This is a genomic window from Flavicella sp. IMCC45537 (assembly GCF_057197705.1).
This window is the reverse complement of sequence record NZ_CM170067.1, coordinates 1,454,197-1,469,486: the sequence shown is the minus strand read 5'-3', so window position 1 is coordinate 1,469,486 and position 15,290 is coordinate 1,454,197. Positions and strand designations below refer to the sequence as shown.

Below are 15,290 nucleotides of genomic sequence, written 5' to 3'. Positions count from 1 at the left end.
TAAAGCGATGAAAATTATTTGTATTGGCAGAAATTATGCAAAACATATTGCAGAATTAAAAAATGAGAAAACAGAAGAGCCTGTGTTTTTTTTAAAACCGGATTCGGCAATACTTCCGAAAAAGATGCCATTTTTTATTCCCACTTTTTCTAATGAAGTGCATTATGAGGTTGAAGTTTTGGTAAAGATTAACAAAGTTGGAAAACATATCAGTCCTAAATTTGCTCATAAATATTATGATGAAGTTGGATTAGGTATAGATTTTACAGCACGGGATGTACAAAAAAGTTGTAAAGAAAAAGGATTGCCTTGGGAAAAAGCAAAGGCTTTTGACGGAAGCGCCGTGATGGGAGAATTTGTTGCTAAAGAAACATTAGGTGATTTACAGAATCTTCCTTTTTCTATGAAAAAAAATGAAACTACTGTGCAAGAAGGAAATACAAATGAAATGATTTGGGAAATTGATGAGTTAATTTCATATGTGTCGCAATATTTAACCTTAAAAAAAGGGGATGTTATTTTTACGGGTACACCGGCCGGTGTTGGAGCTGTTGCAGAAAACGATATTTTAATTGGAGAGCTCAACGGGAAAAAGAGTTTTGAAGTGAAAATAAAATAAAAAAACGCCTAACGTCTGTTAGGCGTTTTTTTTTGAAGGAATTGTTTGCTTGAGTATCTAAATATTACAAAACTTTGTTTGTTTTCTTTTGATTTGCAAATGAGAGGTTTTGAAGAAAAGACTTTTAATAGTATGTATGTTGGCAGAAATAAATTTTAGAATACTCATGTGTGTTTTAAGTAAGTAAAAAAAGACTTTTTGAATTGTCTTGAAAATTAAGATGGATACTGAAGAAAAATGCCTTAATATTAAAGAAGTTTCTTGAGGTAAAGTTCTATAAATGAACTAGACTTCTGTATTTTTGTAGCTCTAAAAAAGGATAGAATTTGAAAGTAGAAATAATTACCATTGGCGATGAGATTTTAATTGGTCAAATTGTAGATGCCAATTCTCAATGGATGGCCAAAGAATTGAATAAGATTGGAGTATCAGTGTACCAAGTAACCTCTATTCAAGATGATGAAGAGCATATTTTAAACGCCTTAAAAGCTGCGCAGAATAGGGTAGATGTGGTTTTGGTAACCGGTGGTTTAGGACCAACAAAAGACGATATTACAAAACATACATTTGCTAAATATTTCTCTGATGAATTGGTTTTGAATGATGCGGTAGTAAACCATGTAAAAAGTATGTTTTCAAAACGAAATATTCCTTTTTCAGAATTGAACCGGTTACAAGGATTGGTCCCTTCAAAGTGTAAGGTTTTGCATAATGAACTAGGGACTGCGCCAGGAATGCTTTTCGAAGAAAACGAAACCATTTTTGTCAGTATGCCAGGAGTGCCTTTTGAAATGAAGGGATTGATGACAAACCAAGTTTTACCATTTCTAAGAAACAAATTTACGCTGCCCTATATTCAACATAAGACGATTATAACTTACGGAATTGGAGAAAGTGCTCTAGCAGAAAAATTAGAGACATGGGAAGAGGAGCTACCTGAGATGCTAAGTTTGGCGTATCTGCCATCACCAGGGAAGGTGAAATTAAGAATTTCAGGAAAAGGTTTTGAAAAGGAAGTGGTAGAAACTACAATTGATACGGAAGTGGCGAAATTACAAAAGCTCTTAGGGGATTTGATTGTTGGCTATGAAGATGATCAAAGTATCGTAGAGCTTATAGCTTCTTTGTTAAAGAATAGTAATAAAACTTTGGGAGTTGCAGAAAGTTGTACTGGGGGGTATTTGACTGCTTTATTAACAGAAAAACCTGGCGCATCAGCCTTCTTTAAAGGCTCTTTGGTAGCTTATACAAAAGAGATGAAAATTAGAGAATTAGAGGTTCAGTCAAGTACTATTGAACAGTTTTCAATAGTGAGTACTCAAGTGGCGGAAGAGATGGCTTTTGGCATGTTGAAAAAACACAATACGGATTATGCAATTGCTACTACCGGAAATGCCGGGCCAACAACGGATGAAACAGATAAATCAGTTGGTGTGGTTTGTGTTGCAATAGCATCAAATTCAGGGGTTTATTCAGAGGAGTTTAATTTTGGAAAACCAAGAGAAAAGGTAATTCATAGAAGTTCTAACAAAGCTTTGGAACTTTTAAGAAAAGAAATTATAAAAAACTATTGAAAAATGTTTGGTGGTATCTAGAATTAATCGTTAATTTGCACCTCGTTTAGAAAATAACAATAAAAGAGTTTTAAAGATGTCTAGAGTTTGTGAACTTACAGGAAAAAAAGCAATGGTAGGAAACAATGTTTCTCATGCATTGAATAGAACAAAAAGAAAATTCAACGCTAATTTAATTACAAAGCGTTTTTTCATACCAGAAGAAGATAAATGGATTACATTAAAAATATCTACTTCTGCATTAAAAAATATCAATAAAGTTGGTATTTCAGCAGCATTAAAAGAAGCTAGAGCAAAAGGATTTATAAAATAATCTTTTTTCTTATAAATTATATATAGAGATGGCAAAAAAAGGAAATAGAATTCAGGTAATTTTAGAATGTACTGAGCACAAAGCTACTGGGAAACCAGGTACTTCTAGATACATCACGACTAAGAATAAAAAAAATACTCCTGATAGAATGGAATTGAAGAAATTCAACCCAATCTTGAAGAAGATGACTGTTCACAAAGAAATTAAATAAGGTAAGACATGGCAAAGAAATCAGTAGCAACGTTACAGACAGGTTCGAAAAGATTGTCTAAAGCTATCAAAATGGTAAAATCTCCAAAAACAGGAGCTTATACATTTGTTGAAGCAATTATGGATCCTTCTAAAGTGAAAGACTTTTTAGCTAAAAAGTAATTTGCTTATATAAGATATTTAAAGCTACTTTCAATTTGTTGGAAGTAGCTTTTCTTATTTAATATTATTACGTAATTTTGAATCAATTGCGAATCAGAAAATTGAATTCACTAACATTATTTTATGAGCTTTTTTAAAAAGATTTTTTCAAAAGAAAAAAAAGAAACTTTAGATAAAGGATTAGAAAAAACAAAAACTAGTTTTTTCGAAAAGTTGACCACTGCAGTAGCAGGTAAATCTACAGTAGATGCCGAGGTATTAGATGATCTAGAAGAGGTACTTATTGCATCAGATGTAGGAGTTGATACAACATTGAAAATAATTGAAAGAATTGAAACTCGTGTAGCAAAGGACAAATATGTTGGTACCAATGCGTTAAACGAAATTCTAAGAGAAGAAATTGCAGGTTTACTTTCTGAAACAAATCTTGGTAATGAAACTGAATTCTCGATTCCTGAAACTAACAAACCTCATGTGATTATGGTAGTTGGTGTGAATGGCGTAGGGAAAACTACAACCATCGGAAAGTTATCGGCACAATTTAAAAAACAAGATAAAAAAGTTGTTTTAGGGGCAGCAGATACATTTAGAGCAGCAGCTATTGATCAGCTACAGGTATGGGCTGATAGAGTAGAGGTGCCTATTGTGCGTCAAGAAATGGGATCAGATCCGGCATCTGTTGCGTTTGATACGTTAAAATCTGCGGTTGCGCAAGATGCAGACGTTGTAATTATTGATACCGCTGGTAGGTTGCATAATAAAGTTAACTTAATGAATGAGTTAACTAAAATTAAAAAGGTAATGCAGAAAGTGGTTGCAGATGCTCCTCACGAAGTTTTATTAGTGTTAGATGGTTCTACAGGACAAAATGCTTTTGAGCAGGCAAAACAATTTACTTTGGCTACAGAGGTTAGTTCCTTAGCTGTAACTAAATTGGACGGTACTGCAAAAGGAGGAGTGGTAATTGGTATTTCAGATCAATTCAAAATTCCAGTGAAATATATCGGAGTTGGTGAGGCCATTGACGATTTACAAGTTTTTAATAAAGTTGAATTTGTAGATTCTTTCTTTAAATAGAAAATTTATAAAGTGAATATAAAAGAGTGCCTAATGGCGCTCTTTTTTTTGTTTATAGGTTTCTATAATTATTGTCTTAAATCTTATTTGTAATGAGTATTTTTGCAGTCTAAAATATCAAATCAATGAGAACGAAGTCTTCAAAGCAAAATAAAATCAATGTAGTAACTCTTGGATGCTCAAAAAATGTATATGATTCTGAGGTGTTAATGGGACAGTTGAAAGCTAATGACAAAGAAGTTGTGCATGAGGATGCTAATGATGATGGAAATATTGTGGTAATCAATACCTGTGGTTTTATTGGTAAAGCGAAGGAAGAATCTGTAAATACAATTTTACATTATGCTGAAAAAAAGGCTGAAGGTTTGGTTGATAAGGTGTTTGTTACGGGGTGTTTGAGTGAAAGGTATAAGCCAGATTTAGAGAAAGAAATCCCTGATGTGGATGAGTATTTTGGTACGCATGATTTGCCAAATTTATTGAAAGTTTTAGAAGCTGACTACAAACATGAACTGATTGGTGAGCGTTTGACAACAACTCCTAAACATTACGCTTATCTAAAGATAGCAGAAGGGTGTGATAGACCTTGTTCTTTTTGTGCAATTCCTATTATGAGAGGTAAGCATAGATCAACTCCAATTGAAGAATTGGTCATTGAAGCTACTAAATTGGCTGAGAAAGGAATCAAAGAATTAATTTTGATTGCCCAAGATTTGACTTATTATGGGTTAGATATTTATAAAAAGCGTGAGTTAGCGGGATTGTTAAAAGAATTAGTAAAAGTAGAGGGCATCGAATGGATCCGTTTGCATTATGCGTTTCCTGCAGGGTTTCCATTAGACGTGTTAGAGGTCATGAGAAATGAACCTAAAGTTTGTAATTATTTGGATATACCGCTACAGCATATCAATACTGAAATTTTACAATCAATGCGCCGTGGGACAACACATGAAAAAACAGTAAATCTAATTAACGAATTCCGTAAGGAAGTACCAGAAATGGCTATTAGAACTACCTTAATAGTTGGGTATCCTGGTGAAACTGAAGAGATTTTTGAAGAATTAAAGCAATGGGTGATTGATTCAAGGTTTGATAGATTAGGAGCATTTGCTTATTCTCATGAAGAAAATACGCATGCGGGTACGTTGAATGATGATGTGCCTGAAGATGTGAAAGAGGCACGAGTTGCAGAAATTATGGAAATTCAATCTCAGATTTCATTTGAGTTAAATCAGGAAAAGGTTGGTAAAACGATCAAATGTTTATTCGATAAAAAAGACGGGAATTACTTTATTGGTAGAACTGAGTTTGACTCGCCAGATGTAGACAATGAAGTTTTAATTGATGCAACAAAGCATTATGTTCAAGTTGGACAGTTTGTAAACGTAAAAATTACTGAAGCTGGAGATTTTGATTTATACGGAGAGCCTGTTTAAGTTGTAAAGATGAAAAAAGCCTATTTTAACTGGAGTACCGGAAAAGATTCTGCGTTGGCATTGTATAAAATTACGCAAGCAAAAGATTTTGAAATAGGTACATTATTGACCAATATTAATGGAGAGTTTGGCCGTGTTTCAATGCATGGTCTTAGAGAGGAATTGTTGGACAAACAAGCCGAGTTGATTGGATTGCCTTTGAAGAAAATTCATTTTCCAGGAGATGTGACAATGTCTTTATATGATAAAATCATGAAGGAGGCAATGGAGGACATCTTAAAATCAGACTACAAACATGCTGTTTTTGGTGATATTTTTTTAGAGGATTTAAAAGCTTACAGGGATAAAAAACTGAGTGAGGTTGGAATAGAAGGTGTATATCCTTTATGGAAAAAAGACACAAAAGCTTTGTTGAAGGAGTTTTTAGAGTTAGGTTTTAAGGCTATTACAGTTTGTGTAAATACCAAACTCTTGGATGAAAGTTTTGTAGGAAGAGAGATAAATGAACAGTTTATTGCTGATTTACCTGATGAAGTTGATGTGTGTGGTGAAAATGGAGAGTTTCACACATTTGTTTTTGATGGACCAATTTTTTCCGAACCAGTTCCGTTTGAAATTGGAGAAAAGGTTCTTAGAACCTACAAAGCAAATACGGATACCTCAGATGATAATTGTGGGAATTTCTCAAAGGATAAAGACCAAAATTGTTACAAAGAAAAGAAAGATCAATCGTCTTGGGATACCGGCTTTTGGTATTGTGATTTATTGCTGAAAAAGGATTAGATTTGTATTGAAATAGTTGGTTTTTTAACGAAGGAACTAAGGTGATTCATTTATAACCAATAATTTGTATCTATGTGTTTTTGGTGTATTCATAGCGTAAATTTTAAAACGTATTTCTTCTAACTGTTTACATAGATCATCCTTTTTTTCAACAACCTCGAAATATCGATTGGTGGTTTTGGTCATGTAGTTATACCAACTTTTTCCTTTTTGTTTTGCAACCAAATTTTTAAGATAACTTTTTTTGGATTCAAGATTATTCGTGCCATTATAGTCTTTTAAGTTTTTATAGTCAATGAGTCCGATGATTCGTAAGTCTCCATTTATTTTATGGTAACGTTTACATAATACGGCTATATCTTTTGCTTGAATGCTTTGTGGTGTGTTGGTATAGTTGCTTAAATTAATTCCATGTCTGAGTTGTTTTGAAGTGAAGGATCCAATTTTAATTTTATCGATGGTCAATTGATAGGTTCCCTTTTTAAGTTGCGTTATTTTTAAAATTTCTTGATTGTAATTTTTGGTAAAATCGACAAGTTGTTCGGCTGCTTTATAATTTTTTGTTAAGGGAAATGGAAGCGAATTATTGTTGACCATGAATGTCAAATTATTTGAGTCAGGTACCACTGTAACTGCTGAGTTTTTAACTGAAATTAATTTTCTTTTTTTTGCGTTAATTTTTATTTCAGAAATTTTATTGGGTGTTTCAATACTATTTAGAATTGTATGCATCATAATAAAATGGCCTGTATCACCTGGATGCACTCTATCTTGACTTATTATTGTTTTTGATGGATTTTTTTTCTGAACAAGTTTGTTAAAACGAAGCATCTCTGGTTGAAGGTCAACGAGCAAAGCATCGTGTTTTTTAGCTAATTTTCTAATATGGATCGAACATTTTTCAAGGGCATCATTTACTCCGATATTATTTGTACAATCAATTTTTGCAGTTTGGTCATATATGGAAGGAGTCAAGAAAATCGGAATAATTCCGTTTTTTATTATAAGATTCGCAAGTTTTTCTGTTTTTATATAATAGTTTTCTAGTGCTTTTTGACGTTTCTTTAAAAGATTGTCCGTAATTTTTAAATCGGGATTATATAAATATTGTTGCACATCGTTCATACCTACCATTAGAAAGGCATAATTTGGCTTATGAATTAAGATATCTGATTCAAATCGCTCAAGCATACCATCTGCAACATCACCAGAAATACCACAATTAATATATTTTAAATGTATGTTGGGGTGTCTTGTAGCAAAATAGGTTTGCAGTAACATATGATATCGTCCATCCTGTGTAATGCTATTGCCAATAAAACATATGGTCTTCCTATTATTAAACTTTGGTGCTATTTGAGAAAAGCAACAATGAATTGAGATTATAAATAAGAAGGTGAATAGTGTTTTGAGTGTGATTTTCATAAACTAGGTTTGAATACTCAAAAATAGCTTTATTGCAAATCGATTCGAATTTGAAATGGTTTTATTTGGAACACATATGAGCGTTTATCATTAACGTACTTGTTGGTTAGTTTATGATGATATTTCTATTTATAAAATTGCCTTGTTTGGTTTTAAGAGAGACAATATAGACTCCTTTATCAATAGTAGGATTGAGTTCTAATTCTAATATATTCCCTTTAATGGAATGTTTTTTAGGCATTAAATATTTCCCTAAATTATTGTAAATGGAGATGTTTTCTATTTGTGAATTTCCAATATTGATATTGGTTTTATAGTTTGAGGTAGGGTTAGGAAAAAAATGATTCATGACGTTGTTTTTTAGCAGGCTCTTGACAGATAAATCTGCTGATGCTGGTAAATCAAATGGATGATGAAAACCAAAAGAGTCAGAGGTCTCATCAAAAATAGTTACTTTATAAACCTCGTTCCAACCGGTAACGTATAACGTTTTTTTATCGCTACCTCCAAATACCATATTGGTTGTTTTGGTAGGAAAGTTGATTGTACCGGTTTGTGTTCCTTGCTTATTGAAAACTTGAATGGTAGCCTTTGACGATACGTATAGATTTTCATCAGAGTCCAACGCCATTCCATCCGCTCTAGATAGACCATCTCCATCATTGTTATTTGTTAAAGTTGCAAAAACATGCTTATTACTCAAATGTCCGGTTTGTGAGTCAATATCGTATTTGTAGATGTTATAGGATTGTGAGTCGTTCACAAATAAGTGCTGCCCGTCATTAGAAATCAAAATTCCGTTTGGGTATAGGTATCCGGTTCCATCATCTACAATTGTTAAAATGCCATCATGTGTAATATAATAAACTCTTCTTGCGGGTTGATAGGGTGAATTACTCCCAGAAGGGTCAGTAAAGTAAACCCCACCTTTAGCATCTACACATAAATCATTCACATTGTCAAAACGAGTACCATTATATCCTTCACTTAAATACTCAATAAAAGTACCTGATGTAGTGCGTTTAGAAATTTTTCCTGCACTAAATTCACATATTACTAGATCTTTGTTTGAGTCAAACATGAGACCGTTTGGTTTTGTATTCATTGTAAACGCTAGTTCAAATGTGTTGTCAATCGTAGAATATTTATAAACTTTAAAATCATTTAAATCCGAAAAATAAATGTACTCAGTTCCATCCCACGCCGGACCTTCTAAGAATTTATAATTATGAGTACTTATTTTGATAGGAGTCTGACCAATGGCAATTGAACAGAGGCACAAAAGGATTAGAGAAAAAATGTTTTTCATAGCGTTTTTGACTAAAATTATTTTTGGCTGCAAGAAATTAAAATAAGGAATTGAAAACTTCGTCAGGATTATCTTTTGGTGCTACCGCATTACCTTATGAATTTCATTTATCAACTAGGTTTAGTATCAATAAGTTTGTTTATTTTAGCTTTTAACTGTTAGGTTGTTCTTGTAAACCGACATATAGTTTTAATAATTAGATTTTCTATTGCATGCCGAATACATATATTCCTTATAAGTCCACAGGGTATTTTTCTACTTTAATGGTTGACTATCTTGACAGGAAAGATTCTGTGAAAAATTTATATGGAAATTTTCCAAATTTAGATGGTTTCCAAAAACAGATAGAGCAGAAAAGCGAGCAATTTAGTTTGAATTCAAGAGAAATATTGGTTTCTAGCTTAAAAAAGCAATATGTAGATACAAAAGTGTCAGAGTTGACACTAGATCATATAGACTCCTTAAAGATGCCAAATTCTTTTACAATCGTTACAGGGCATCAATTAAACTTGTTTACAGGGCCACTATATTTTCTTTATAAAATAGTGAGCACTTTAAATTTATCGAAAAAATTAAAAGAGGAATTTCCTGAGAAAAATTTTGTGCCTGTTTATTGGATGGCAACGGAAGATCATGATTTTGAAGAGATAAATCACTTTTTTGTAAAGAGTGAAAAAGTAAGTTGGGAGATTGAAAGTTCTGGACCGGTGGGTAGAAAAAGAATACAAAATTTTGATAAAGTATTCGAATTGTTCTCTGAAGTATTGGAGAATAGGCAATCATCAAAATATTTGAAAGACTTGTTTTATAATGCTTATTTGAAAAATAATTGTTTAACTGAAGCAACTCGATTTTTGGTAAATGAATTGTTTGGTGAATTCGGATTAGTGATTGTAGACGGTGATGATAAAGTATTGAAGCAAGAATTTATTCCTTATGCAAAGAGAGAGTTAGAGGATAGTTATGCTAAAAATGCAACAAAGAGTACAAATGAATTTTTAGAGAGTAATTATAAGTTACAGGTAAACCCAAGGGATATTAATTTGTTTTATATTGAGAATGAACTTAGAGAACGTGTTGTTTTTGAGGACGGGGTGTATAAAATTAACAATACTGATAAAACTTTTACAAAGGAAGGAATTATTAAGGAATTAGAATGCTCTCCAGAAAAATTCAGTCCAAATGTAATAATGCGTCCTTTATATCAAGAAGTAGTTTTACCAAATCTCTGTTATATTGGAGGAGGGGGAGAGCTTGCCTATTGGTTTCAATTAAAAAATCTATTTAATGCTTCTGAGGTTGTTTTTCCAATACTTTTATTGAGAAATTCGGTAATGATAGCGTCGGAAAAGCAAGGGAAAAAAATAGAAAAATTGAACCTTAGTTATGCGGATTTATTTCTAAAGCAAACAGCATTAATTGAAAAAGTAGTTCGAGAGTGTTGTAAATTAGATTTAAACTTATCAAAAGAAAAAGAGCTTTTGAATAATTTATTTAAAGGCTTAAAGCCTATTGCAGAGCAAACGGATATTAGCTTTTTGGGAGCGCTTGAGGCACAACAAAAAAAGCAACTAAAAGGATTACAGAATCTTGAGAAAAGGCTTTTAAAAGCTGAAAAAAGGAAATATTTAGATGTAACAAATAGAGTAAAAGAAATTCAAGATGCATTATTCCCACGTCAGGGGTTACAAGAAAGAAATAGTAATTTCACTGAGTTTTACGAAGAGTATGGAGCATCGTTAATTCCGTCTCTATTACAGGAGTTAGATCCTTTAAGAATGGATTATACCATATTAGAATTATAAAAAAAGCGACTGTGAAGTCGCTTTTTTTATTTTTATTTACAAGCACTTTGTGCAGCGGTATTTGAAATTTCGTTAATTACCGTATTGTTGTTTTTGTATTTGTTTAAATCTACAAATAAAATTCTATCGATATAAAATCCTAAAGATCTTCCAGTGATAATAAGTTTGTATGTTTGGTTTGCCTTAAAATTATAAACAGCAAAAGGTCTATTATAGTGAGGAACATCGGTGCTTGCGTTATGAGTATCCAATCTCATGTTATTGACCCAACTAACGTTAGATGCTCCATAAAATTTAGTGTTATTTTTTAAAAGCCATGTTTTGGTATCAGGGAGTACGTTTTTAGAGTCATAATCTTCAATACATGGATTTGGTTCTCCTGGAGTAAAAGTGGCTCCATCAAGCCCTTCAACTCTAATAAAGCAGTCATTGTGTTTGTCCCCTTCTTCGTTTAGCTTTTTAAAAGATCTAAGGTAAAGTCGATAAATTCCAGCATTTTTAATTTCAAAAGTATATTCTAATGGGGAGACTTTTTCAGGGTCATTCCAGCTAAGCCAGGTTCCTGTGTAATGTATATAGCCTGTTCCTTTATGATCTGTAATTTCTTTTGTTTCGTGTATCGTGGAAGTCCAACTCTTTCTACCAATTAAGGTCTCATTGCTAAAAGACCAAAGATTTAAGTCAGATTTTGTGTTTTCCGCTTCCATCACAACAATTCCATTTTCTTCTGTAAAAATGTCACATTTATTTTCTGTAGGTGTTGTATTGGTGTCAATAATAGGAAAGGCAATTTGACTAACGTCATCGCATACTGGGGGTAAAGTAACTACAGGTTGCTCCTCTTCTGGTTCTTCTTCTTCAATTGGGTTCTCTTCTTCATTTGCTTCTTTTTCTGTTTCCTCTGTTTCATCAATGCTCTCCGCAGAATCGGAAGAACAGTCAGACATTATAAGACCTAGAAATAGCGTGGCAATGATTGTGAATTTTAGTTTCATTTGGGTTTTTGGTTTGATTAGTTATGACTAAGATATATAGAGTGCCCTTCAAAATGAAACGAATTACTGTAGCGTATGTTTTTAATCAAGAATTATATGTGTTTATTTTCTATGGAGTTAACTTTTGTCTAGATTCTGAATAGTCATGTTGGTCTAAAAAAAGTTCAGCAATACTTTTGAGTCGTAAAACTCATCGTATTGCTGAATTAGATTTTCAGATTTATTGATCCGAAAGTGTTTTTAAAAATGCAATAATGTCTTTTATTTCTTTTTCTGATAAATCTAAATTATCAAAAGGTAATGTCTGATGAGGAACATCAAAACCTAAACCAGCTCCACCACCTTGATTGTAAAAGTCCAACACTTCTTCAAGAGTGTTATAGATGCCATTATGCATATACGGGGCTGTTAAAGCTATGTTTCTTAGGGTTGGAGTTTTAAAAGCTCCTTTTCTTTCGTCAGTATGAAAAATGGTATATCTCCCTAAATCTGTATCTAGTTTTTGATTTTTGTTTGATCTTGGGACTCCGATTATTTCCAATTCAGATTCATTGAAGTTTGGTGGTACTGTACCATTAAATAAAGGGGGGAAGTGGCAGGTTGCACAAGCCGCTTTCCCCATAAAAAGATTAAAACCTTTTTTCTCCGCTTCTGTTAAATTGCTTTCAGTTTTGTTAATGTTATTATCAAATCTTGAGTTGAACTTATTTAAGGTTCTAACATAGGATGCAATGGCATGACGTATATTTTCATCAGTAGCGCTTTTAGTGTACAAACTATCAAATCTAGCTTTGTAGTATGGGTTGATAGAAACAATATTTTCAAGTGTTTCTAAATTAGAATCGAATTCATTGTGGTTTGTAACGACTCCCACAATTTGTCCTTCTAAACTACCCGCTCGGTTATCGTAGAAAAATGCTTTTTGCAAGCCAGCATATGCAATAGTTGGCGTGTTTCTTATTTGATTTCGGTCAAATGTTTTTCTTCCATCGGCAAAGCCTTTTTCTTTGATATGGCATGTGGCGCATGACATATTTTTGGTGGTAGATAAATTTTTATCATGGAATAATTCTTTACCCAATGCAACTTTATCAGTCAAATAGATGGTATCACTATTATGGTCTGTAAAGTAGTTGATATTGAACATCTCTTCACTGAATAATGAATTGAATTCGTTTTGGGTAGCCAATGAAAATGGAAAAGTAACTTGCCAATCCGTAGCAGTTTTGTTCCAAAGTTCTAGTTGCTTATTCGTATGGTTTTTAATGAAATTGAAACGGTCAAAATCATCAAAATCTTGAGATAATAATTTTTGTGATTTTTGAATTTCATGCAACCATTCATTATAAATTTCAATATGGACAAAACGTTCTTTGTATAGCGTAATAATATGCGAAACACTTTGATAAACTAAAGTAGATTCTTTTAAAGATTGCCCAAGAACTGGAGAGTCAAAATTAGTCAAACCTGTCGTAGCAATTCTTAATACAGCATCACGTATTAGCCATAAAAGGTTATGATCTTTAAGTTTTATGTGTGTGTTTTGGTAAATAAATTTAATTCTATCACTTGTATGTTTTGAGGTGATAAAAATCTGCTTGTCTTTTGGGGTATCGCCAAAAAGGTTTTCTTCAATTACTTGAAATCCAATAGGGGGTCTGACTTTGATATCCGTTGCATCCTCTTCCTGAATTCGTAATAAATTAGGGGAGTTTAAAGTTTTGTAATTTTCTTTATCTAAGGAGGATAATATGGGTTCTGAAAGTTTGAAATATTTTCGTGCTTGTAAGTAAAATTCTTTATTTTGATGCGTGCTTTCTGTTGATTGGATGCTATCTAAATATAAAAAACTTTTTTTAAGATGAGCTTTGTAATAGGTTTCTAAATTTAATATTGGGTTAGATTTGATGGGTTGATTACTTGATTTTTCTTCTTTGCAAGCGCTATTGATAAATAGCAAAAGACATACACAGATTGTGTATGTCTTTTTGATAATTGAATGATTCATATATTATCTGTCTAATCCTTCGATAGTGTATAAAGTAGAACCTTCTACTGCCCAGTGGTTTTCAGCATCTAAAACGGCACTGTAGTCAGTAAATAATTGACCTGTTTTAGTATTCCATCCATGGTTTTGAGTAATCAACATAAAAGTGTTTTTTCCGTTATTCACCACATCCGTTACGTCTATCATTCCTGTAATTTCCCAAAATTTAGCTGTTGTGCCATATCCTAATGTTTCAGCATTTGTTTGATCACATTCTAAAACTGTTTTGATGGCACCAGTATTTAAGTCATATTGGTATACTTTTGCAAATCCATTGTCAGCAAAAGACTTGTAACCATTTGGGTCTTCTTGAATATATGCATAATTCTCTGTAACCAAAATGTTGTCTGGAGAATGGAACATTTCAGCTTTTCCTCCAACTTTATCTCCATCTAAAACGCAAGTTATTTTTGCAGCACCTGTTGGGTCAGTATCGTTTAATGTTACTTTGTAAATACGACCTAATAAAGTTCCTTTTCCTACTAAATCAGGCTTGTTTCTTCCTGTAACGCAAAAGTATATTTCTCTTTGGTTTTCAGCAGTTCCTCTTCTCCAGTCAATATCTTCTAATCTAGAGAATCCCATCAAACCTTTGGCTTTACACTCTGCATCTAAGGCAGAAATTTCTGTTTCTTCTAATTCCACAAAATCAGCAGTGTACTCTGTTCCTTCAATCATGTCTACTTCATTTGTAATTCCAGCAGAAGTAACTTTTAGTCCATATAACTTTCCTCCTTCTAAGTCTCCTCTGTTTCCTACATACATACCTAATTGTCCAGAAGGTACAGAGTTATCAGAATGATCATCTCCAATAAAGGCAACGGTTTTATCAGTATATGCATCTTTACCAATAACAACAGCATTTTCCGTAGACCATTGTCCGAATGCAGTTAACATTTTAGCAGAACTTGCTCCTTTTGTTGGTTTCCAAGGATTTGTTAAGAATACTCCTTTAGAAGCACCTCCCCATTCACCTCCAGAAAGGTATAAAGGTCCAAAGCCATGTTCGTCTTCAGAAATTAAGGATCCAGAACATTGAGCAGTTGCAGCTGTTGCGTCAGCGTTAACAATATATTCTCCATAAGCAACCTCTAAGTTACTGTTTAAGTAAATTCTAGCAATTGAGTAGTCTGCTTCTATGTTATTGATCAAAGTAAAAGTTCCATCATTATTTCCAATCAAACCAGCACCATCTGCCATAGATCCATAGACAAAATGTTTACTTTCCGGAATTGTGTCTTCAGATGATAAAATAGGTTTTACCACAATATTGGAAAAATCACTTGAAACTTTTAAAAGGTTAGGAGTTTTTGATGTTTTTAGTGAATTTGTGAAATCAATTTCACCAAAGTTTTTACCGTCTTCACCATCAAGCCCATTGATACCATTGATACCGTTTTCACCATTGGCACCATCAAGTCCGTTGATTGCGTCTTCTGTACATGCAACGGTAGCGGCTGCTAAGAATGCCATTGCTACAGTCTTTAAAATAGACATTTTTGAAATTTTCATAATTGAATTAGTTTTTAGGGATT

At 32.9% G+C, this 15,290-nt stretch carries 14 protein-coding genes; 9 read left to right on the top strand and 5 right to left on the bottom strand.

Going from position 1 to position 15,290, the window contains the following annotated elements; all coding sequences use genetic code 11:
• The first annotated feature begins 7 nt into the window (after positions 1–7).
• The 8 genes from AC2DGP_RS06340 to AC2DGP_RS06305 all read left to right on the top strand — a co-directional run bounded on the left by AC2DGP_RS06340 (position 8) and on the right by AC2DGP_RS06305 (position 6,174).
• The gene (locus AC2DGP_RS06340) at positions 8–619 is read left to right on the top strand and encodes a fumarylacetoacetate hydrolase family protein (RefSeq protein ID WP_484492170.1); all 612 of its coding nucleotides are present in this window, start codon (positions 8–10) and stop codon (positions 617–619) included.
• 326 nt (positions 620–945) lie between these two features.
• Positions 946–2,193, top strand: coding sequence for a competence/damage-inducible protein A (locus AC2DGP_RS06335; RefSeq protein WP_484492169.1), 1,248 nt, complete (start codon positions 946–948; stop codon positions 2,191–2,193).
• 76 nt (positions 2,194–2,269) lie between these two features.
• On the top strand, positions 2,270–2,506 hold the full coding sequence (gene rpmB, locus AC2DGP_RS06330) for a 50S ribosomal protein L28 (RefSeq protein ID WP_300321335.1): 237 nt from the start codon (positions 2,270–2,272) through the stop codon (positions 2,504–2,506).
• Positions 2,507–2,534: 28 nt separating this feature from the next.
• Positions 2,535–2,717, top strand: a complete 183-nt coding sequence (rpmG, locus tag AC2DGP_RS06325; RefSeq protein WP_152287890.1) for a 50S ribosomal protein L33 — start codon at positions 2,535–2,537, stop codon at positions 2,715–2,717.
• An 8-nt stretch (positions 2,718–2,725) separates the two neighbouring features.
• Positions 2,726–2,878 carry a DUF4295 domain-containing protein gene (locus AC2DGP_RS06320; RefSeq protein WP_300321342.1) on the top strand — a complete coding sequence of 51 codons (153 nt, stop codon included), beginning with the start codon at positions 2,726–2,728 and terminating at the stop codon, positions 2,876–2,878.
• Between the two features lie 123 nt (positions 2,879–3,001).
• Positions 3,002–3,955 carry a signal recognition particle-docking protein FtsY gene (gene ftsY / locus AC2DGP_RS06315; protein ID WP_484492168.1) on the top strand — a complete coding sequence of 318 codons (954 nt, stop codon included), beginning with the start codon at positions 3,002–3,004 and terminating at the stop codon, positions 3,953–3,955.
• A gap of 125 nt (positions 3,956–4,080) precedes the next feature.
• Positions 4,081–5,391 carry a 30S ribosomal protein S12 methylthiotransferase RimO gene (gene rimO, locus AC2DGP_RS06310; RefSeq protein ID WP_484492167.1) on the top strand — a complete coding sequence of 437 codons (1,311 nt, stop codon included), beginning with the start codon at positions 4,081–4,083 and terminating at the stop codon, positions 5,389–5,391.
• 9 nt (positions 5,392–5,400) lie between these two features.
• A complete protein-coding gene (locus AC2DGP_RS06305; RefSeq protein WP_484492166.1) occupies positions 5,401–6,174 on the top strand; it encodes a Dph6-related ATP pyrophosphatase in 774 nt (257 codons plus the stop codon).
• Positions 6,175–6,210: 36 nt separating this feature from the next.
• On the opposite strand, the gene AC2DGP_RS06300 is transcribed toward AC2DGP_RS06305, so the two are convergent.
• Together AC2DGP_RS06300 and AC2DGP_RS06295 are read right to left on the bottom strand one after the other, a co-directional pair.
• Positions 6,211–7,599, bottom strand: a complete 1,389-nt coding sequence (locus tag AC2DGP_RS06300) for an SGNH/GDSL hydrolase family protein (protein ID WP_484492165.1) — start codon at positions 7,597–7,599, stop codon at positions 6,211–6,213.
• Positions 7,600–7,705: 106 nt separating this feature from the next.
• Positions 7,706–8,908 (bottom strand): SMP-30/gluconolactonase/LRE family protein, encoded by a 1,203-nt coding sequence (locus AC2DGP_RS06295; protein ID WP_484492164.1) that lies wholly within the window; start codon positions 8,906–8,908, stop codon positions 7,706–7,708.
• A 212-nt stretch (positions 8,909–9,120) separates the two neighbouring features.
• Between AC2DGP_RS06295 and bshC the strand changes: the two genes are divergently transcribed.
• Positions 9,121–10,713, top strand: coding sequence for a bacillithiol biosynthesis cysteine-adding enzyme BshC (gene bshC, locus AC2DGP_RS06290; protein ID WP_484492163.1), 1,593 nt, complete (start codon positions 9,121–9,123; stop codon positions 10,711–10,713).
• 32 nt (positions 10,714–10,745) lie between these two features.
• Here bshC and AC2DGP_RS06285 read toward each other — a convergent pair whose 3' ends face one another.
• The 3 genes from AC2DGP_RS06285 to AC2DGP_RS06275 all read right to left on the bottom strand — a co-directional run bounded on the left by AC2DGP_RS06285 (position 10,746) and on the right by AC2DGP_RS06275 (position 15,267).
• Positions 10,746–11,708: a hypothetical protein gene (locus tag AC2DGP_RS06285; RefSeq protein ID WP_484492162.1), complete on the bottom strand. Its 963-nt coding sequence runs from the start codon at positions 11,706–11,708 to the stop codon at positions 10,746–10,748.
• 220 nt (positions 11,709–11,928) lie between these two features.
• Positions 11,929–13,716, bottom strand: coding sequence for a cytochrome-c peroxidase (locus tag AC2DGP_RS06280; RefSeq protein ID WP_484492161.1), 1,788 nt, complete (start codon positions 13,714–13,716; stop codon positions 11,929–11,931).
• Between the two features lie 3 nt (positions 13,717–13,719).
• Positions 13,720–15,267: a PhoX family protein gene (locus AC2DGP_RS06275; protein ID WP_484492160.1), complete on the bottom strand. Its 1,548-nt coding sequence runs from the start codon at positions 15,265–15,267 to the stop codon at positions 13,720–13,722.
• Between the last annotated feature and the right edge of the window lie 23 nt (positions 15,268–15,290).